Raw genomic sequence first — 21992 nt, 5'->3', positions numbered from 1 at the left:
GGATTGTGAACAAGAAAATTTTTGACGGAGGTGAATACCCGCATGGTAACAATTCAAAAAACAACAAATGTACCATTATTGCCTTTACGTGGACTTTTAGTATACCCGTCGATGGTGTTACATATTGATGTGGGTAGAAATCGTTCTGTAGCGGCGCTTGAACAAGCAATGTTAGAGGACCAATTGATTTTATTGGTGACACAAAAAGAAATGCACGATGAACAGCCAGAAGAACAGGATTTATATCAAGTCGGTACGATGGCGTATGTAAAGCAAATGCTTAAATTGCCAAACGGCACACTACGTATTTTAGTTGAAGGTGTTGCGCGTGCAACTTGGTCTAATTATCAAGCATTAGAGAAATTTACAGTTGTTGATATTGATGTAAAAGAGGATAAAGTTGAGAAAGATGTAGAAACGCAGGCCTTAATGCGTACATTGCTAACGTATTTTGAAAGATACGCTAAATCCTCCAACAAAATCACGACAGAAACGATTAATACAGTGGCTGATATTGAAGAACCAAGCCGCCTTGCTGATATTATAGCCTCGCATTTACCAATCAAAATTGCGGATAAACAAGAAGTTTTAGAAATGTTAAATGTTAAAAAACGTTTAGATCATTTAATTATTCGCTTGCATGATGAACAAGAGGTGCTGGACCTTGAAAAGAAAATTAATACAAAAGTAAAGCAATCGATGGAGCGTACACAAAAAGAATATTACTTACGCGAACAAATGAAAGCTATTCAAACAGAGCTAGGGGATCGAGAAGGAAAAACTGGTGAAGTTGCGGAATTGCGTAAACAAATCGATGAAACGGGCATGCCTGACTCGACAAAAGAAGCGGCACTAAAAGAGCTTGATCGATATGAAAAATTACCGAGTGCTAGCGCGGAAAGTGGCGTTATTCGCAATTACATTGACTGGTTAGTCTCCTTACCTTGGACAAAGGCAACCGAGGATCGAATGAATATTACGCATGCAGAGGAAATTTTAAACCGCGATCATGATGGGTTAGATAAAGTAAAGGAACGTGTGCTAGAATATTTAGCTGTGCGTCAGTTGAAAAATTCATTACGTGGTCCAATTCTTTGTTTAGCTGGCCCTCCAGGTGTGGGTAAAACTTCATTAGCACGTTCAATTGCGGAAAGTTTAGATCGCAAATTTATTCGAATTTCTTTAGGTGGCGTTCGCGATGAATCTGAAATTCGAGGCCATCGTCGTACGTATGTTGGTGCAATGCCAGGTCGTATTATTCAAGGGATGAAAAAAGCTGGTACGATTAATCCGGTATTTTTACTTGATGAAATTGATAAAATGTCTAATGATTTCCGAGGAGATCCTGCAGCAGCAATGCTAGAAGTGTTGGACCCTGCGCAAAACAACACATTTAGTGATCATTACATTGAAGAACCATATGATTTATCTAACGTTTTATTTATTGCAACAGCCAATGATTTAAGTACAATTCCTGGCCCTTTATTGGACCGTATGGAAGTCATCTCGATTGCAGGCTATACAGAAATTGAAAAAGCGCAAATAACAAAAAATCATTTAATACCAAAGCAATTAAAAGAACATGGCTTGAAGAAAACACAAGTTGTTATTAAAGATGAAGCGGTGCTGGATATCATACGCTATTATACGCGTGAGGCAGGTGTCCGTGGTTTAGAGCGCCAAATTGCAACGCTGTGCCGTAAAATCGCTAAAGTTATTGTGTCTGGCGAAAAGAAACGTGTTACAGTAAGTTCCAAATCGGTTATCGAATACCTTGGAAAACACCGTTTCCGCTATGGACAAGCGGAAGAGGAAAATCAGATTGGTGTCGCAACTGGGCTAGCGTATACAACCGTTGGCGGTGACACGTTGCAAATTGAGGTTTCTTTAACTCCTGGTAAAGGAAAAATACAGTTAACGGGGAAACTCGGAGATGTTATGAAGGAATCGGCACAAACGGCATTGTCCTATGTGCGTACAAAAATAGAAGAACTTCATGTGGATTCGGAATATTTCGAGACGCATGATATCCACATCCATGTACCAGAAGGCGCAGTACCAAAGGATGGCCCTTCAGCAGGTATTACGATGGCAACAGCAATTGTTTCTGCGATTTTACATCGCCCGATTCGTCGTGAAGTAGGCATGACAGGTGAAATTACATTACGTGGTCGCGTTCTACCGATTGGCGGTTTGAAAGAAAAAACATTAAGTGCACACAGAGCAGGTTTAACAACGATCATTTGCCCAAAAGATAATGAACGTGATATTGAAGATATTCCTGAAAGTGTACGCGAAAATTTAACATTTAAACTAGTGTCATCTGCTGATGAAGTATTAGCAATTGCACTAGACGGAGGTTTTTAAGGAAATGAAAGTCCATAATGTCGAAATGGTCATAAGTGCAGTAAGACCGGACCAATACCCAGAAGATGGACTGCCAGAATTTGCATTAGCAGGTCGCTCAAATGTTGGGAAATCATCTTTTATTAACAGAATGATTGGACGTAAAGCGTTAGCGCGTATTTCTTCTAAACCTGGGAAGACCCAAACGCTAAATTTTTACAAAATCGAAGAACAACTGTTTTTCGTCGATGTTCCGGGATATGGTTATGCCAAAGTCTCAAAAACAGAGCGTGAAGCTTGGGGGAAAATGATTGAACGTTACATTACGGGCCGTGAAGAATTAAAAGCGGTCGTTCAAATTGTAGACTTACGTCATCCTCCAACTGCTGATGATCGTATGATGTATGATTTTTTAAAACATTACAGTATCCCTTGTATCGTAATTGCAACGAAGGCAGATAAAATTCCAAAAGGTAAGTGGGATAAGCACAAAAAAGTTGTCAAGGAAACATTAGATATGGATAAAAATGATCCGCTCATTGTGTTCTCTTCTGAAAAAGGCATCGGTTTTGAAGAAGCTTGGCGTACAATTGAAAATAAAATGTAAACTAAAAACATCTATTGCGTCTTATGTAGCACAGTAGATGTTTTTTTGCATTTTGAAGAAGCATATCGTAGCAATTATTTTTCATGAAAAGCGCTTTGACACTTTTTTATTACTAGCATGAAAGTTATGGACAAATATAAGAAAATTGCTTGATGAACGCTAAAATTAGCCGATAAATGAAATAGGAGGTGGACTAGAATGGATATTGCAGCTTTATCAATCGCAATGAATCAATCAAATCTTATGCAAAATGTCTCTTTAGCTGTTACAAAGCAAGCGATGGAGATGCAACAGCAAAATACTGAACAGTTAGTTGAAATGTTAGACGCTCCACATCCAACAGCCGGACATACAATTGATATCCAAGTATGATGTTGACAGGGTAGCTTGAAATTGGAAGCTACCTCTACCTTTTTGTCTATGGTAGATTCGAAAAAATAGAAAAACATGTGAAAATGTAACTTTTTGAATAAGAAAAACTACCAATAATACGATATACTATTTATAAATAACAATTTTATAAGGAGGCGGGAATTGTTGAAGAAGATTCCATACATATTGATTGTTCTATGTTTAATGGTATTTAGTTTACCATCAATACCTACTGTTCAGGCCGCACAGTTAGTAACAGGAACCTTCGTAGATGTAACGTATTCAGAATATACGAATGCAAGCGGGCAAGTAGAAAAACAGCTAAGTAAAATCACTTTAGAAAATGCGAGTGGTCGCCAAGTAACGTACAATATTAGCAATAGTGCCCGCCTGTACATTAATAATACGGAAACAACGATTGAAGGTTTTAAACTGGGTATGAAAGTAGAAGCTGAAATCTCCCTGCGTAGTGTAGTGGAGCTTCGTGGTACTTCCAACACTACTGAGGAAACGACAACAGTCGCACAAAATCCTAAAACGATAGCCGGCGTAATCACAAGCATTGATCCAAATGGTATGTTCATTATGGTAAAGCCAGATGTCGGTAAAGAAACTACATATTATTTGAATAAGGACACAGCGTTTCAAAAAGCTTCCTCATCAGTTGATATTAGTGGGCTGTATGTAGGAGATCGTGTAAAGCTTCATCTGAAAAATACTAGTACTTCGATTGTGACAAAAGTAGATATTAGTGAGACGGGAACATTAGTTGAAAACCTGTACAAAGGTGAAATACAATCGGTTAATATCAATGCAAACAAATTAACGGTTAAAAATCAAAATGCCTTTGTGAACTGGCAATTTGGTGCAGCGTCAACAACTGCACTATCTACAATGAGTTTTTCTACAAAGGTGCCTATTTACGTTGGAAATACGAAAATAGAAAAGGGCCAGTTGAAAAATTATATTGGTAGCGAAGCATATTACGCGACAGTGAAGCAATTTGGTAAAGAGGTTATTGAGAAGATTGTTGTATTGAAAAATAATGAACGTACGTACTATGAGCCAATGATTGCAGTCGATACAGATTACCAATTATTAAAGCTGAAAAATGCGGGTACGCTGTACTTCCACGATGGATCGATTTTGATTCGGAATGGCCGTTTTGTTCAACCAACTGGATTATTAGCATATGGTACTGCCTTTGTTATTACTGACGGTACTGCTCGTGATCATTATGCACAAGTGGTGGATGTAACAAGCGATAGCTTTATGTCACCAAACTTAGCATCACATGAATTGTATTATGGTCGTTTAATTCAAGCAGATGGCTATTTAATTGAAATTGATGATGCAATGAAAATCGAATCAAATGTTTTCAAGAAAACAGATAAGACTGTACTATCTGTGAGTAATACGACAAAGGCAATGGTTGATGATGGCAATAAAACATACAGTGTCATGCCAGATATTGAACTGTATTTATCAGAAGGGGATTATGGTTACTTCTATGTGAACAATGGGCATGTACAAGCTCTTCACATGTTAGATAATGCAAAACCAGTTGCTCCATTAATGCTAGTAGGTAAACTTCAGTCAGTAAAATCGACATATCCAGCTACTATTAATGTGAAAAGTGTGAGTCAATGGCAAAATGGTCGTTGGTATGAGGCGGGCCAAATGGTTGATATGAATATTGATCAAGCGACGCTCATTAAAGCAGGGAAAGTTATTCAACCATCTGATTTGAAACCTTCCGATCGTTTAGTCGTGCTATCTGACCGTTTTGTAAAGGCACATTTTATTCTAGTAGATTAATAAGATAGAAGCTATCTCTCTATGTAGGGATAGCTTCATCTGTGCATATGCATGGGAAGAAAGAGAGGGAAAAACAGATGCGAAAACATGTATTGAAAGTGCTGTTAGCCTTTATGATGGTGTTCGTTATGGGGACTAGTATACTAGCAGATGCTTCTGCCACATCGGTGGAAACGACTGGTGCCGTAAAAAATGAATATACATATGAAGAAGCCGTGTTCATTACTGGAACACCAATTATTTTTAAAGGTACGAGTAAAGATATTAAAATTACTCAAAAAGAATCAAAAGGGAAATTAACAGAAACGTATAATTTAAAATTAAAAGCAAGTAATGGCGCGACATTAACAAGAAATATTGCATATGAATCAGATGTTGTTAACTATGCTACGATTGGGCAAAAGACATCGAATGGAGTTGTGAAAAAGTACGCTGAGAAAATTGTCGTCGGCAGAATAACGTATACATTAGCAGACTACCAGTTTTCACAAGGAACTGTAACAGATAACCGCGCAGCATCTGATTACTACTCAGGAAATGTTATTTCAAGAAAAACATATACCTATCAGACAGGCTCAGGCAACAACGCAAAAACAAATACTGTAACAATAGAAACAGATAGTCGTCATGCAGGGTACGAAAATTTCTGGGGAGCTACAGAAACTCAAATTACAGAATCTGTTTATTCGTACAGTGATGGTACAACAAGCCATGTGAAAAATCGCCTATCAACAAGCAAATCACGTGTGCTCAATTATGAGGAAAATCCAGGCAGTTTAGCTAGCTTTGATGGAGGCTATGCGGTCGTTAGCGAAAAGGACGTAATTTCAGAATATACGTATGATTTAGCTTCTGGACAAAAAGGTAAAGTGGATTTAAATACAGAATTTACGCCGACTATCGAACGTCTGATCATTCCGAAATTCCGTGATTTATCGAATCATTATGCAAAAGCTGCTATTGAAAAACTATACTCACTAGGTATCTATTCCGATACAAGTAATTTCTTTTCACCAAATACGCCGATGAAACGAATTGACTTTACTATCGCAATTGGTAAAGCAGTCGATCTTCGTGTTATGGAAGAAAAGAATACGAAAAAAACATCTACAAGTGTCTTTAAAGATGTTAAACGTACGATCAAAGATTACGCCTATATTGAATCGGCAGTCAATAAAGGCATTATTAATGGTGTGACACCAGATTATTTCAAACCAGATAATCCAATTACACGTGCGCAAGCTGCGGCAATATTTGTCCGTGCATTAGGGCTTGAAAACAAAGCGCCAGATCCTGGTTATGTTACAAAATTTAAAGACGATGCACAAATTCCTAACTATTCAAGAGATGGTATTTATATCGTCAATGAGCTTGGTCTTATGACAGGCGACCCTGTAACAGGTCGATTTAATCCAAACCAACCATTAACTCGTGCCCAAGCATCGGCTGTGCTTGAGCGTTTCTTAAACTATTTAGAGAATGATTTAAAACAAAACTACCGAGACGATATTTTATTCTTTAACTAATGAAAGGACTGAAATGAATGCAATATGCGAAAAAGGCATTGCTATTATTGGCCTGCTTTGTACTAGCCTTTATGACTGTAACACCAATGGTCTCACTAGCTGCTACAACGATCCAAGATGTGCCAACAACGGATAGTAAATACAAAGCTATTTCTTGGGCAGTCGATAATGATTTACTAGCATTAAATAGTGCGAATAACTTTTTGCCAAACGAACAAGTAACAGAGCGAGAGCTTGTCACAATGTTTGCAAAGCTTGATAAAAACTATGCGCTATCCTATAACGAAAGTGTTGCCTATAATTTTTATAGTGATTTATATTTACCATTCGATGGAACACATGTAATGGCAAATCGTTCAAAAGCCATTACACGCGGTCACTTTGCACGTATATATGCTGCATTTAAAGGGTTAGATTTAGATGAACCGCAGGCAGTACAATATTTATATACAAATGATATTTCAACTGGCAGTACAGGCAAAAAAACATTTGCTGATTTTAATCCCTCTACGAAACTATCTCGTGGTGATGCAGCCGAGTTTTTATATCGTAGTGTACAAAACAGTTCCTTTGCTGTCCTAGGTTTGAAAAAATCTGCGGCAGGTCGTGATAATGATAAAATAACGTTACCAGCAGGCTTTATGGGTTCAAATAGCGGGGAGTTTGAAGAACCGAAGGATAACGATAGTGATTTTACAGGTCCTGACTACGTTAATAATGCCCTGCAAAGTATTGAAGTTGAAAAACCAGATTTAATTGCAAACGGTGAGGATATGACGCCGATTACAGTATCTTTAAAGGCATGTAACGGTGACCCAATTGCTGATGATAAGTCCTATACGTTCCGTGTGACGTCTTCAGAGGGAGCAGATATTGTCAATTCAGCTGGAGAAGCTGTTCGCAACGTTCAATCCGACGGTTCAACTGTAACAGCATTTGTGAAAGCGAAAAAGCTAACAAAATCAGTACGTGATACGATAAGTTTTGAACTTATTAACAACACAGACCCTAGCATGAAGTGTCTTGTTGGAGAAAAATTAAATGCACACGTGCGTTACGCGCCACAGCCAGAATTGCGCATTGATTTTAAAGTGTATGACCCAACGAATACAGATGACAACGGTACTGTAACACCACCTTATGTACAATACGAAAAGCCACCTGAGTTTTTCACTGAAAATGTCATTGATGTTTATGGTCCCGTGCCATTAAATCCTGATGCAGATGAAAAACGTTTTAGTATCGGACAACAAACGAATGTTACCAATTCTCTAGGCGTTGTACAAAATATGTATTTACAATATGGCGGCGCGGATCTGAAGTATCCCGCTCTCGGTTATGAGAATGCGATTTTACAATTCGAAAACTATAATATCTCTGTATATTTATTTGAAAAAATATTGAACGATCGTCTAAAAGATTCTGTGACAACACCAGCGAAGACTGAGATTATGTATATGATTTCAGAGGATGGTCGCCCGATTTATCGCATCCAAGGAATTGATGATAATATTGCTTCACAAGTGGAAAATATTAATCCAGTCGGTACGATTATTCAGTTAATGAGTCCGAAATATATGCCGGAAGAAAAGAATTTAACATTAGAGCATTATGATAGTGTGATGAAAATTTATGCTATATTAACGGGCTTAAGTAACTATGAACGTACAGTATTATTAAAATACCAAGGCGGTAAATTGCTAGGACAAGTAGAAGCTTATAAAAAACGTGTTGAGGCGTTAAAAGAAAGTGCAGATGCTGCGGCAAGACCATCTGGTAAGGACCGATATACACAAGTTATGGTAACGTTAGTGCGTCCAGGTGGGGAACCAATTACGGACTATCAAGGAACTGTAAAAATTAAATTTGATGGTGTAGAAAAAACGGCATCCTTTGTCACAAATACTTCGGATTACTTGAATAATACAGGTGGTCCAGGGACTGCGGTAGCTTACTTTGACTCGATCATTTATGGGAAATCTAAAATAGAAGCTACACTTGTCAATAAAGTTGACCCTCGTTATGCAACAATATTGAAGTCTATTACGGATAAAACGATTACGAAAGAAATCTTTACAAATCCTTACTTTAGTAAAAATGCTTGTAGTTTAGCAACTGAAGTCGCATATGTAGTGGATTATTCTTCTTCTATGAAACGTATCGACCAAACGAATTATCGCGGCACAAAAATGATGGAATTAATCAATCAAATTCAGGCAAAAAATAATATTGTCATTGAAACGAATACAAGCGCAACAGTATTAGGTGAAGGTAGTACAGAAAATGTCCTAAAGAAAGACCTGTATCGTACATCGACGGATAAGGGAGCTACAGATATCTTTACGGGTATAGAATTGGCTCTTACTAAGTTCTCGAATGATACTAAAACTTCGAAATCCATTATTGTTGTATCTGATGGAAAAACTAGTAAATCGAAGATGACGAAAGTTATTAACGATGCGAAAAAGAAAGGCATTAAAATTTACACTGTAAGTATGGGTAAGAAAAACCAAATTAATGAGGCAATACTTACACAAGTGGCTACAGAAACAGGTGGCACTTACTATCATGCAATTGATAATTACCAGTTCCATCAGGTCGCTCAAAAAATAATTGATGCGATTCTATGTAAAACTGCGCCATCGAGCTGTATCAACCCTGATGATTTATTTGAGGAAGCAGCAGTATCCATACGAAAAGGCTATATTACAATGAATGCAAGAATTGATAGTAATTGTTCAAATGTTGCAAATGTCGTTGTTCGTTATTCCTCTGTCAGCGGTGATGTTCAATTTGATCTTAAAAAGCGAAGCGATAGTGTGTTTATGTTGACAAAAAATGTCCAAACTATGGTTGATTTTAAAGTCAATGGCGACATCGAGTTTTTAGCTTATGATAAAGACGGAAAAATAATTTCGCAGAAAACCGTTAAAATTACAAATTCATAAAAGCTCTCAATGTAGAGCTATTCGACTGTAGACGACAATATGCTTAGTTTGTCTACAGTCTTTTTCTATTATGTAAAAGAGGTAAGTGCCATTTTTAGAGAAAGCTATCTAGCAGAACATTCTATTTTTGAACTTTCCTTGACATAGTGGAACGGCATTAGCTAGTGTGCAGTTTTTAAATTTGATACAATACGTATAATTTGTTAAACTTAGTTTATAATAATTCTAAAGTAGAAAATGAATTATAGTTCTTCATGACATGTTCACAAATAATAGATGAACTATTGTCGAACTGTGCTATAATGAGATTTGTGAATTAGAACGTGTGAGGTGTTATTCATGCATACCATCGTAGTAGGCTTGAATTATAAATCAGCGCCAGTTGAAATTAGGGAAAAGCTATCTTTCGTAGAAAGCGAGTTACCGCAAGCAATGGAAGCGCTGCAAAAACAAAAAAGCATATTGGAAAATGTTATCGTTTCAACTTGTAATCGAACAGAAATATATGCAGTCGTCGATCAATTGCATACTGGACGTCACTTTGTGAAGCAATTTTTAGCAAATTGGTTCAACTTGCCTGTGGAGACTTTTTCTTCTTACTTAACAATTCGAGAAGAAGATGAGGCATTAGAACATTTATTTAAAGTAACAGCTGGAATTGATTCAATGGTGCTTGGTGAAACACAAATTTTAGGACAAGTGAAAAAAAGCTTCTTAAATGGACAAGAGATTGGGACGACAGGTACGGTCTACAATCAGTTATTTAAACAAGCAGTTACATTTGCGAAGCGAGCACATAGTGAAACAGCTATTGGGGAGAATGCGGTATCTGTTTCTTATGCAGCAGTAGAATTAGCAAAGAAAATTTTTGGATCTTTACAACGCAAGCACGTCGCTATTTTAGGGGCAGGTAAAATGGGTGAACTTGCTATCGAGAACTTGTATGGTAACGGCGTAGGAAAAGTGACGGTTATTAATCGTACTTTTGAAAAAGCTGAAAGTTTAGCAGCCAAGTTCCAAGGTGAAGCGAAGTCAATGAGGGAATTACAATGCTCACTACTTGAAGCGGATATTTTAATTACGTCCACAGGTGCGACAGATTTTGTCATTGATTATGAGCTAATGCAACTTGTTGAACGTCTGCGTAAAGGTAAACCACTGTTTATGGTCGACATTGCGGTACCCCGTGATATTGATCCACGTGTTGGTGATCTGCCAAACGTATTCTTATATGATATCGATGATTTACAAGGTATTGTTGAAGCTAACTTGGCAGAGCGCGAACGTGCGGCAGCGGAAATTACACAAATGATTGATAAAGAGGTTGTTCAATTTAAAGATTGGTTTGCAACGCTTGGTGTCGTGCCAGTCATTTCAGCTTTACGTAAAAAAGCAAACCAAATTCAACAAGAAACAATGGTCAGTATTGAAAATAAAATGCCAGAGTTAACGGATCGAGAACGTAAGATTTTAAGTAAGCATACAAAATCAATCATAAATCAATTGTTAAAAGAGCCAATTTTACAAGCTAAGGAAATGGCAAATTCACCAAAAGCAAATGAACAGTTACGTTTATTCCAACAAATTTTTGGCATAGAGGATGCTGTGGAAGATGAAGTGGATATGATGAGCAAGCAAGAGCTTGAGCGTAAAGAACGTTTACGATCATCGCAAACACCTACTGAACCAAAGTACTCTTTCTAAGATGTCTAGACATTCGAGCTCCACAATCGCTTGAGGCTCACGATTTGAGTCATGTAGCAAATTTTTGCTTATTGCATGGTTTTGCTGACGTGTGCGAACTTGAAATTACATGAGGCGTTTTCGTATCTGTATGGTAAACTAAAGATACGAAAACGTCTTTTTTAGGCTGGGATACTGTTTATAGTAGCTTTAGCACTTTTTGAAATAAAGAAGGGATGTCCATTGGCTGATTTGACAATGACAAGGCTCTATGAAGTGATGATCGTCTTGTATGCGATCAGTCTAGTGTTTTACTTTACTGATTACTTTTATAAACAAGTACGTGCAAGGCGGATTGCTTTTTGGCTTGTTTCATTTGTATGGGTAATTCAAAGTGCCATTATTATACTAACTTTTATCGAAACAAAGCGTTTCCCGATATTATCCTTATATGAAGGAATTCTGTTCTATTCTTGGTTGCTAGTAACATTATCGATTATTCTCCATTGTATAGCGAGAGTCGATTTACCAGTATTTATTATCAATATACTAGGATTTTTATTTGCTAGTATTTTTACATTTATGCCAAAAAGACCAACGGGAGCAGTAGGCGATACATTAATTTCGGAAATGCTCTTTATTCATATTTCATTTGCGATATTATCGTATGCTGCTTTCACGTTAACTTTTGTGTTTGCGATATTATATTTAGTTTTATATCGCTTATTAAAAAAGAAAAAATGGTCACAATTATGGACACGTTTGCCATCATTACAGCAAACGAGCAATTGGATGAACGTATCATTTTTTATAGGGATTCCAATGTTATTCATAAGTTTAATATTAGGCTTTGAATGGGCATTATTAAGACTAGAGAGTTTATCTATCTTTGATGCGAAGATAATAGGGTCCTTTATTATTTTAGTATTATATTGCTGTATTTTATATGTGAATCGCAAAAGTAAGCTGACGGGTACTAATTATGCATGGGTTCATATTTATGCTTACTTATTAGTTGTCGTAAATTTCTTTTTAGGAAGTAGCTTATCTCGATTCCATTTATGGTATTAGAAGAAAGGTTGGAGACTGTTGAGAAAAATTATTGTAGGTTCTAGGAGAAGTAAATTAGCATTAACGCAAACAAATTGGTTCATCAATGAGCTAAAGGCAGCAGGTGCGCCGTTTGAATTTGAAGTAAAAGAAATTGTAACTAAAGGCGATCAAATTTTAGATGTTCAACTTTCTAAAGTTGGTGGTAAAGGGCTTTTTGTAAAAGAAATTGAACAGGCGCTTTTTGACAAGGAAATTGATTTTGCTGTTCATTCGATGAAGGACATGCCTGCCATACTACCAGAAGGTTTAGTTATTGGTTGTATTCCACCTCGTGAGGATGCGCGCGATGCATTTATTTCTAAAGGTCATGTGAAATTTGCAGATCTTCCTGCAGGAGCAGTAGTGGGGACAAGCTCTCTACGACGAAGCGCTCAACTCTTAACATTGCGTCCTGATATTGAAATAAAATGGATTCGCGGAAATGTCGATACACGTTTAGCAAAACTTGAAACAGATGAATATGATGCCATTATTTTAGCTGCGGCAGGTTTAAAGAGACTGGGCTGGAGCGATGATGTCGTAACAGAGTTTTTATCAGTGGAGGACTGTCTTCCAGCTGTAGCACAAGGGTCTTTAGGGATTGAATGTCGACAAGACGATGCGGAATTATTAGCTGAACTAGCAAAATTAACTGACAGTGCTACATGGAAAGAAGCACATGCAGAACGTGCTTTCTTAGCTGCTATGGACGGTGGTTGTCAAGTGCCTATCGCAGGTTATGCCAAGTATAATGGGGAAGAGATTACACTAACAGGGCTAGTTGCCGCACCAGATGCAGCAGTTATTTATAAAGAGACTGTAGTAGGTACTGATGCCGAAGCAATTGGTCATGAACTAGCTGACATGTTAACGAAACAAGGTGCCTATGATTTAATTCAACGTGTTAAGGCAGAGCAAGATGCTAAATAATTTACCTTTGCAGGGTAAAACAATTATTTTAACTGGAACGTCTAAAACAGCAACAGTTGGAGACGATATTTCCGCTTTAGGTGGTCAGGCAGTTTTTGCCCCATTAATAGAAACTTGCGAAATAATTGATCGAAATGATGATGTGCAATTAGAATTTGCACGTCAATTTAACTGGTTAATCTTTACGAGTCAAAATGCGGTAGATGCTTTTGCTAGTAAGATGAATCGTTGTCATTTAAGTGCAAGCCATTTTCAAGGGAACATTGCATCGATTGGAACGAAAACGACTGCGGCATTAGAAAAGTTAGGCTTTCAAGTTAGCTTTATGCCTTCTATATTTAGTGCCGATGTATTTGTTAAAGAGTTTCCTATTGTTGCAGGGCACAATCCAACATGTTTATTTATTCGTGGGGAAAAAGCGAAAAAGACATTAAAGGAAGGGTTGCCCTTCAAATTAAATGAATGGACGGTTTATGAAACGATTGAGCGCCACGACCAAAAACAAGTAATTATCGACTGTATCCAGCAACATTCAGATGTTACCGTGATTTTTGCAAGTCCTTCGGCTGTAGATGTCTATGCAATGGATGTAGCGTCAGTCGTTGGATGGAAAGCGGTACGTGTGGCGGCAATCGGACACATTACAGAAGCAGCTATTGTAAACCACGGTGCAACTGTAGACATTATGCCAAGTATTTATACAATGCAAGCAGTCATCGAGGAATTAACGAAAGTAGAGGAAAGAACATGACAAATTTACAATTTCAAAGACATCGTCGTTTACGCGCAAATGCAATGATACGATCTATGGTAAAAGAAACTTACTTACACAAAGAGGACTTAATTTATCCTATTTTCGTGATGGAAGGCGAAGATATTAAAAATGAAGTTCAGTCAATGCCAGGTGTTTTTCAATTCTCATTAGATAATCTTGGTGCTGAAGTGGATGAAGTGGTTGCTTTAGGTATTCCAGCAGTTATTTTATTTGGTTTACCAGCTGAAAAAGATGAAGTGGGGACAGGTGCTTTCCACGATCATGGAATTGTTCAAGAAGCGACACGCCTTATTAAAGAGCGTCACCCAGAGCTGTTAGTGATTGCTGATACATGTCTGTGTGAATTTACAGACCATGGTCATTGCGGCTTGATTGAGGGCGATCAAATTTTAAATGACGCTTCTTTAGATGTTTTAGCACGTACTGCCGTATCACAAGCAAAAGCTGGTGCAGATATTATTGCACCGTCAAATATGATGGATGGCTTTGTTACTGCCATACGTACTGGTCTTGACGCAGCGGGCTTTGAAAATGTACCAATTATGTCCTATGCCGTAAAATATGCATCGAGCTATTACGGCCCTTTCCGTGATGCGGCTGATGGAGCACCACAATTTGGTGATCGTAAATCATACCAAATGGACCCATCAAATCGCATGGAAGCTTTCCGTGAAGCAGAATCTGATATTGAAGAAGGTGCGGATTTCTTAATCGTGAAACCTGCCCTAAGCTATTTAGATATTATTCGAGATATGAAAAATAACTACACATTACCGATTGTTGCTTATAACGTTTCTGGTGAATATGCAATGATTAAAGCTGCAGCTATCAATGGTTGGATTGAAGAGAAAAAAGTAGTGCTTGAAACATTGCTAGGTATGAAACGAGCAGGCTCGGATTTAATTATCACTTATCATGCTAAAGATGTAGCACGTTGGTTGGAGGAGAAATAATGGCGCGTTCTTACGAAAAATCAAAACAAGCATATGCAGAAGCTATCAACTTAATGCCAGGTGGGGTTAGTAGTCCCGTACGTGCATTTAAATCAGTAAATATGGATCCAATATTTATGGAATCTGGTCATGGTGCAATAATTACAGACATTGATGGCAATGAATATATTGACTATGTACTATCATGGGGCCCTTTAATTTTAGGGCATACTCATCCGGAAGTTGTAAAAGCCATTGCAGAAACTGCAGCGAAAGGTTCTTCTTTTGGAGCTCCTAGCTATACAGAAAATCGTTTAGCTAAGCTAGTATTAGAACGTTTACCTGGCATGGAGATGATTCGCTTTGTATCGTCAGGGACAGAGGCAACAATGTCTGCATTACGTGTAGCACGTGGTGTAACTGGTCGCGACAAAATTTTAAAATTTGAAGGCTCTTATCATGGTCATGGCGATTCATTATTGATAAAAGCTGGTTCAGGTGTGGCGACATTAGGCCTACCTGATAGCCCTGGTGTACCTGCAGATATTGCACGTAATACATTAACGGTAGCTTACAATGATTTAGCAGGTGCTAAACAAGTATTTGAAAAATTTGGTGCAGAGCTTGCGGCAGTGATTGTTGAGCCAGTGGCAGGGAATATGGGCGTTGTCCCACCACAGCCAGGTTTCCTAGAAGGCTTACGTGAATTAACAACAGAGCATGGAGCGCTGCTAATCTTTGATGAGGTTATGACAGGCTTCCGTGTTGACTATGGCTGTGCGCAAGGTTACTTTGCTGTAACACCAGATATGACAACGCTAGGGAAAGTAATTGGCGGCGGTCTACCTGTAGGTGCTTTCGCGGGTAAGAAGGAAGTGATGGAGCAAGTAGCACCAGCAGGTCCAATTTATCAAGCTGGTACATTATCAGGTAATCCATTAGCAATGACAGCAGGCTATGAAACGTTATCCCGACTTGATGAAAACTCCTATGAGTATTTCAAAAAGTTAGGAGACCAACTAGAAGCAGGATTTAGAGCTGCAGCTACAAAGTATAATATTCCACATACGGTGAATCGCGCTGGCTCCATGATTGGTTTCTTCTTTACAAACGAAGATGTAATCGATTTTGCTTCAGCGAAAACGTCTGATTTACAATTATTTGCGGAATACTTCCGTTTAATGGCAGAAGAAGGTATTTTCTTACCGCCTTCACAATTTGAAGGATTATTTATTTCTACTGCACATACAGAGGAACATATCGCGAAAACGGTCGATGCTTTCCATAAAGTGTTTGCCCAATTAGCAAAATAAGTGATCTAAAGCCATCCATTGGGGTGGCTTTTTTTTGTCAAAATTAAAACTTTCAGCATAGCCAAATAGTGGGCGTTTTAGTTTATAATAGAGCTATTCAGAAAAGAAAGTAGTGGTTTTGAAATGGCAACAGGCACACATACAGTAGAAGTACCCGTAGCAATTGAACATGTTTGGGAATTCGTGAGTGACATGGAAAAATGGGCAAAGCTTGTCCCAGGTTATAATGCACATACGATGATAGATGATAAACACTCTACGTGGACATTTAAAGGTAATGTTGGTGTACTGAAAAAAACGGTAGAAGTAGAGATTACAATTTTAGAGTGGACAGCACCTTCAAAAGTAACTTTTGAATTAAAAGGTCTATCAGATAATTTCACAGGAAATGGCTATTTCTTAGCGGAAAGCATTGATGCAAACAATACAAAAATGACAGGCTTTTTAGAAGTTACAGCTGGAGGCTTAGCTGGTCCTGTATTAAATCCAATCTTCAAGCCAATCGTTCCAAAAGCTACCCAAATGTTGACAGATCGCGTAGCAAATAAAATAAAAATGGTAAACGTATAAGCGTAAAGGCATGCCTGAATAAAATCAGGCATGCTTTTTTAATGGTAAAAATCTTGTAACAAACGTTGGCTAGCATACATTCTGATTGCAATTCATATGATGCTAAGGGAGGGATTATTATCGAACAGAAAACTTGGAATATGCGTGAAACATTTTGTTTTCCGGGATATGGTTGCCCAACAGAAATTGCGGCTGTACAGATAAAGCCGCAATGGCAATCGATGCAATTAGAAGACTCGTTAAGATTAAATGGGATTTATCATATTACAGCGCATGTACGCTTCGATTTTCAAGACATGCAAACGTTCATGGATGCCGAAGATTTAATCAGTATTGATGCACTCGATATTCAAGGAGATACTGGCTATTTTGAATATGCAGTCCCATTAAATGTTGATTTACCAAAAGAGGCAGCGATTGAAGATTTAATGGTGAAAGACATTCGTCCAATACTGTCCAATCAAATGTGTCAGCTTGAATGGACAGTGACGAGTACATTTCGAAGTGACGCAATACCAATGCCAGTAGTAGAAAAAGTCGATGTTGTCGAGGAACAGGTTGTTGTAGCCAAGACGCAACTTCCTATAGAGGAGTCTACGTTTATTGAGCAAACTGTCCAAGAAATGAAAACGACACCTGTAGAAGCATCCGCAAAAGCTAAACAATCGGTACCAGCCGAACAACAAAGAATTGTCCTTAGAGAATCTTCCAGTCACTCTGCTGTGCGTGAATCAAGTTCCTGGAATGAAGTAGAAACAATGATTTGGGATTTAACAGAAGACTATACTCCGCTCAAAGTTCGTGTATCAAATGATATCTTTTAAAAGTAAATAGCATAGAAGTAGTAAAAGTAATAAGATGATAAGATCTCCAGAAGTTGGGATGATGATAACACGGATAAACTGAAAACCACAAATCGGTACAATAATTGTTCTACAATAAAATCGGAATTGTCGTAGCCAAGGTGGTAAAAGCCAAGGGTTATACTTACGTCGTCGCATATGAATAGTCACTTCCTTTTCTATTTACTTTTTTAAGACTAGCTGAAATTAACTAAATCACTTGAAAAAATAGATGAATTTGCGGTACAATGTGGAAAGCTGAATATGGATGCTATGACAGGGAAGAGTAAATTATTTGTGCATTTATAGAGAGGAAACGGTAGCTGAAAAGTTTCTATTTGTGCGTAATCGAACGTAGCCCTCGAGCAGCTTTAGTGAACTAATAGTAGTTAAAGCCGGTTAAACACCGTTAACGAATTGAGAGCCAGCTGTAATAAGCTTAAGACATCCAGCATGAATTCTTCCTTCTAATGTATAAGGGCATTTAAAGTGCGCTAATAGGAGAAGTAGTGATGTGCGAGTGTTGCTTATCTTACTCTGCTGGAATTAAAGGTGGTACCGCGAACTTAAACTCCTTCGTCCTTTTGTTGACGATAGGAGTTTTTTTATTTGCTAAAAAGATGTCTGCATTTTATTAGCGAATAATCCAAAGGCATTTGTCACTGATTTATTTGATGTGAATACACTGGTAAATCAAGACGAGTAATTATGAAGCTTGCCTAAGCGCATAAATGTCAAAAATTATTTCACAACAGGAGGAGTCAATATGACAGAAAACATTTCAATGCCAACGAAATACGATCCGCAGTCTATTGAAACGGGTCGCTATGAATGGTGGCTACAAGGTAAATTTTTTGAAGCGCAACCTGAAAGCGGGAAGGAACCTTATTCAATCGTTATTCCACCACCGAACGTAACAGGGAAATTGCATCTTGGTCATGCATGGGATACAACATTACAAGATATATTAATTCGTATGAAGCGTATGCAAGGTTATGATGCACTTTGGTTACCAGGAATGGACCATGCAGGTATCGCTACACAAGCAAAAGTAGAGGCAAAACTACGTGAAGATAATATTACACGTTATGATTTAGGACGTGAAAAATTCCTGGAAAAAACTTGGGAATGGAAAGAGGAGTACGCTGGGCATATTCGCGCGCAATGGGCGAAGCTTGGCCTTGCATTAGACTACTCTCGTGAACGTTTCACACTCGATAAAGGTTTATCGGATGCCGTTAAAACGGTTTTCGTGCAATTATATGAAAAAGGCTTAATTTATCGTGGGGAGCGTATCATTAACTGGGACCCAGCAGCGAAAACAGCCTTATCGGATATTGAAGTTATCTATCAGGATGTACAAGGTGCATTCTATCATATGAAGTACCCATTAGCAGATGGTTCTGGCTATGTGGAAGTTGCAACGACACGTCCTGAAACAATGCTTGGGGACTCTGGCGTAGCAGTTCACCCGAAAGATGAGCGTTACCAACATTTAATCGGTAAAACGGTTATTTTACCAATCGTGGGCCGTGAAATTCCTATCGTAGCAGATGATTACGTTGATATGGAATTCGGTACAGGTGTAGTAAAAATGACACCAGCTCATGATCCGAACGACTTTGAAGTTGGTAATCGTCATAACTTAGAACGTATTCTGGTAATGAACGAAGATGGCACAATGAATGAACTTGCGGGTAAATACAATGGTATGGATCGTTTTGAATGCCGTAAGCAAATTGTTGCCGATTTACAAGAAGCAGGTGTCCTAATCAATATTGAAGAGCATATGCACTCTGTAGGACATTCTGAACGTTCTGGTGCAGTTGTAGAACCTTATCTTTCAGCACAATGGTTCGTTAAAATGCAACCACTTGCAGATGCCTCTTTAGAACTGCAAAAAGACGAGGAAGGTAAAGTTCACTTCGTTCCATCACGTTTTGAAAACACATATTCTCGTTGGATGGAAAATATCCGTGACTGGTGTATCTCTCGCCAATTATGGTGGGGACACCAAATTCCTGCATGGTATCACAATGAAACAGGTGAAATTTACGTAGGTAAAGAAGCGCCTGCAGACGCAGAAAATTGGACACAGGATGAAGATGTGTTAGATACATGGTTCTCATCAGCACTATGGCCATTTTCTACAATGGGTTGGCCTGACGAGGCAAATGAAGAATATCAACGTTACTATCCAACAAGTACGCTTGTAACAGGATACGATATTATTTTCTTCTGGGTATCTCGAATGATTTTCCAAGGTATTGAATTTACTGGACAACGCCCATTCAAAGATGTATTAATCCACGGATTGGTACGTGATGGCGAAGGACGTAAGATGAGTAAATCACTTGGTAATGGTGTGGACCCAATGGATGTTATTGAGAAATACGGAGCGGATTCACTACGTTATTTCTTAGCAACAGGTTCATCTCCAGGTCAAGATTTACGATATACAACGGAAAAAGTAGAATCTGTTTGGAACTTTGCTAATAAAATTTGGAATGCTTCCCGTTTCGCACTTATGAACATGGATGGAATGACATATGATGAAATCGACTTAACTGGTGAAAAATCAGTAGCCGATAAATGGATTTTAACGCGCTTGAATGAAACAATTGAACGTGTGACTTCATTAGCAGAACGTTATGAGTTTGGTGAAGTAGGTCGTGAACTATATAATTTCATTTGGGATGATTTCTGTTCTTGGTATATTGAAATGGCGAAACTACCGCTGAATGGTGAAGATGAGGCTGCTAAGAAAACAACTCGATCTATATTAGCTTACGTATTAGACCAAACAATGCGTCTATTACATCCGTTTATGCCATTCATCACAGAAGAAATTTGGCAACATTTACCTCATGAAGGTGAGTCAATTACAGTGGCAGCATGGCCTACTGTGCGTACGGATCTTCACTTTGCTGAAGAAGCAGACAATATGAAGCTCCTTATGGATATTATACGTTCGGTGCGTAATATTCGTGCGGAAGTTAACACACCTATGAGCAAAAAAGTACCATTGTTCATTTCTGCTAAAGATAGTGCAACAGTTGCTACTTTGGAAGCGAATAAAGCCTACTTAGAAAAATTCTGTAATCCTGAGACGTTAACAATTGGTGAAGGCTTAGAGGCTCCGAGTCAATCAATGACGGCAGTCGTAACAGGAGCAGAGCTATTCTTACCGCTTGTAGGTCTTATCAATCTAGAAGAAGAAATCGCTCGTCTAGAAAAAGAACTAGAAAAGTGGGCGAAAGAAGTGAAGCTTGTTACTGGTAAGCTGTCCAATGAAAAATTTGTTTCAAAGGCTCCAGAAGCATTAGTAAATGCAGAACGCGAAAAATTAGCGGATTATGAAGAGAAACATGCAGTGGTATTAAAACGTTTAGAAGAATTAAAAAACATGTAATAGCATAGTGATTTGAAGAAACAGCAGATGGCGAAATAGTCATTTGCTGTTTTTCTTTTTATGAATCAAAAGTTATGTATTGAGTTAGGAAAAAATATATAGTATTATCTATTTTAGTTAGTATAATAGATAAAGGCAAACTATCCGAAAGGGTAGGACGCAAAGCCTAGGGTCTAAGGTGAAGAGAAATGAGTATTTTTCAAACTATGATCGCCTGGTTACCATTAAATGAAATTTTTATTTAATTTTATGGCCATTCTATGTCGAGTAGAATGGTCTTTTACTTTGAATGCAAGAATAACGGGGGTTTATTATGTCAGGAAATATTGGAACAATTGTAGTGAAAGTAAACAAAGCTTGTGATGATTTAGATTTTGTGAGCGCTAGGGGCATTATAGAAGCAAATCTTTTAAAGTTATCTGAGGCAAAATATTATCGACTATTAAATGCAAGTGGACGTGTTCTTATTAAGCATATTCTAGCGGATAATAAGGGGCAAAAAGATACGAAGATTTCATTAACACGTACAGATTTACTAGTGATAAATAAGATTAATGAGTATTGTTCAAATTTTGATATTTCGATGCTGAAAAGAACATTAAAAAATTCGTTAGAACTAGTGCAAAGATCCGATGTTCTGCCACTTTTAAATAATGATGCAAAAATAATTTTAGATGATATGGGAGCGCTATTAGGCATCCATCAATTACAATAATTTGTTGTTTATTTGAAAAAAACTAGTTAAAAACACACAAATGATCACTCCTACAGTGGTTTTCTGTGTGTTTTTAAATTTGTATCAGAATTGTTTGTGTGCCAGTCACCC

Annotated in this window: 16 protein-coding genes, 1 riboswitch and 1 other annotated feature; all 16 genes read left to right on the top strand. The window is 37.9% G+C overall.

The features are described from left to right. The first annotated feature begins 42 nt into the window (after positions 1-42). The 16 genes from lon (at position 43) to MHH88_RS15370 (ending at position 21881) form a co-directional block, all read left to right on the top strand. On the top strand, positions 43-2367 hold the full coding sequence (gene lon / locus MHH88_RS15445; protein WP_024363209.1) for an endopeptidase La: 2325 nt from the start codon (positions 43-45) through the stop codon (positions 2365-2367). Positions 2368-2371: 4 nt separating this feature from the next. Next, a complete protein-coding gene (yihA, locus tag MHH88_RS15440) occupies positions 2372-2953 on the top strand; it encodes a ribosome biogenesis GTP-binding protein YihA/YsxC (RefSeq protein WP_024363208.1) in 582 nt (193 codons plus the stop codon). Positions 2954-3151: 198 nt separating this feature from the next. After that, entirely contained in the window at positions 3152-3325 is a 174-nt protein-coding gene (locus tag MHH88_RS15435) for a YjfB family protein (protein WP_080653334.1), read from the top strand. 165 nt (positions 3326-3490) lie between these two features. Continuing rightward, a complete protein-coding gene (locus MHH88_RS15430; protein WP_339259165.1) occupies positions 3491-5143 on the top strand; it encodes a hypothetical protein in 1653 nt (550 codons plus the stop codon). 77 nt (positions 5144-5220) lie between these two features. Next, the gene (locus tag MHH88_RS15425) at positions 5221-6669 is read left to right on the top strand and encodes an S-layer homology domain-containing protein (RefSeq protein WP_069508622.1); all 1449 of its coding nucleotides are present in this window, start codon (positions 5221-5223) and stop codon (positions 6667-6669) included. A gap of 17 nt (positions 6670-6686) precedes the next feature. Next, positions 6687-9617: a VWA domain-containing protein gene (locus tag MHH88_RS15420; RefSeq protein ID WP_339259163.1), complete on the top strand. Its 2931-nt coding sequence runs from the start codon at positions 6687-6689 to the stop codon at positions 9615-9617. 339 nt (positions 9618-9956) lie between these two features. Continuing rightward, a complete protein-coding gene (gene hemA, locus MHH88_RS15415; protein ID WP_069508618.1) occupies positions 9957-11321 on the top strand; it encodes a glutamyl-tRNA reductase in 1365 nt (454 codons plus the stop codon). Between the two features lie 222 nt (positions 11322-11543). Further along, positions 11544-12371, top strand: a complete 828-nt coding sequence (ccsA, locus tag MHH88_RS15410; RefSeq protein ID WP_024363203.1) for a cytochrome c biogenesis protein CcsA — start codon at positions 11544-11546, stop codon at positions 12369-12371. Between the two features lie 18 nt (positions 12372-12389). Beyond that, entirely contained in the window at positions 12390-13322 is a 933-nt protein-coding gene (gene hemC / locus MHH88_RS15405; RefSeq protein ID WP_069508616.1) for a hydroxymethylbilane synthase, read from the top strand. Then, entirely contained in the window at positions 13312-14073 is a 762-nt protein-coding gene (locus MHH88_RS15400) for a uroporphyrinogen-III synthase (protein ID WP_069508614.1), read from the top strand. Before hemC ends, MHH88_RS15400 begins: the two co-directional genes overlap by 11 nt. Continuing rightward, the gene (gene hemB / locus MHH88_RS15395) at positions 14070-15050 is read left to right on the top strand and encodes a porphobilinogen synthase (protein ID WP_069508612.1); all 981 of its coding nucleotides are present in this window, start codon (positions 14070-14072) and stop codon (positions 15048-15050) included. The genes MHH88_RS15400 and hemB overlap by 4 nt, the downstream gene beginning before the upstream one ends. Continuing rightward, positions 15050-16342 carry a glutamate-1-semialdehyde 2,1-aminomutase gene (gene hemL, locus MHH88_RS15390; RefSeq protein ID WP_339259159.1) on the top strand — a complete coding sequence of 431 codons (1293 nt, stop codon included), beginning with the start codon at positions 15050-15052 and terminating at the stop codon, positions 16340-16342. The genes hemB and hemL overlap by 1 nt, the downstream gene beginning before the upstream one ends. Positions 16343-16465: 123 nt before the next feature. After that, positions 16466-16912, top strand: coding sequence for an SRPBCC family protein (locus tag MHH88_RS15385; protein WP_069508608.1), 447 nt, complete (start codon positions 16466-16468; stop codon positions 16910-16912). 140 nt (positions 16913-17052) lie between these two features. Next, entirely contained in the window at positions 17053-17736 is a 684-nt protein-coding gene (locus MHH88_RS15380; protein WP_339259157.1) for a valyl-tRNA synthetase, read from the top strand. 282 nt (positions 17737-18018) lie between these two features. Continuing rightward, positions 18019-18341 (top strand) — a binding site (T-box leader). A 179-nt stretch (positions 18342-18520) separates the two neighbouring features. Further along, positions 18521-21166: a valine--tRNA ligase gene (locus MHH88_RS15375; RefSeq protein ID WP_103976147.1), complete on the top strand. Its 2646-nt coding sequence runs from the start codon at positions 18521-18523 to the stop codon at positions 21164-21166. Positions 21167-21290: 124 nt separating this feature from the next. Next, positions 21291-21392: riboswitch (cyclic di-GMP riboswitch) on the top strand. Positions 21393-21479: 87 nt separating this feature from the next. Continuing rightward, the gene (locus MHH88_RS15370) at positions 21480-21881 is read left to right on the top strand and encodes a hypothetical protein (protein ID WP_069508603.1); all 402 of its coding nucleotides are present in this window, start codon (positions 21480-21482) and stop codon (positions 21879-21881) included. Positions 21882-21992 lie beyond the last annotated feature (111 nt).

Source organism: Lysinibacillus sp. FSL K6-3209 (genome assembly GCF_037976175.1).
Classification (GTDB): domain Bacteria; phylum Bacillota; class Bacilli; order Bacillales_A; family Planococcaceae; genus Lysinibacillus; species Lysinibacillus sphaericus_D.
Note: the sequence above shows the minus strand (reverse complement) of the source record. Positions and strands in the feature narration are given on the sequence as shown.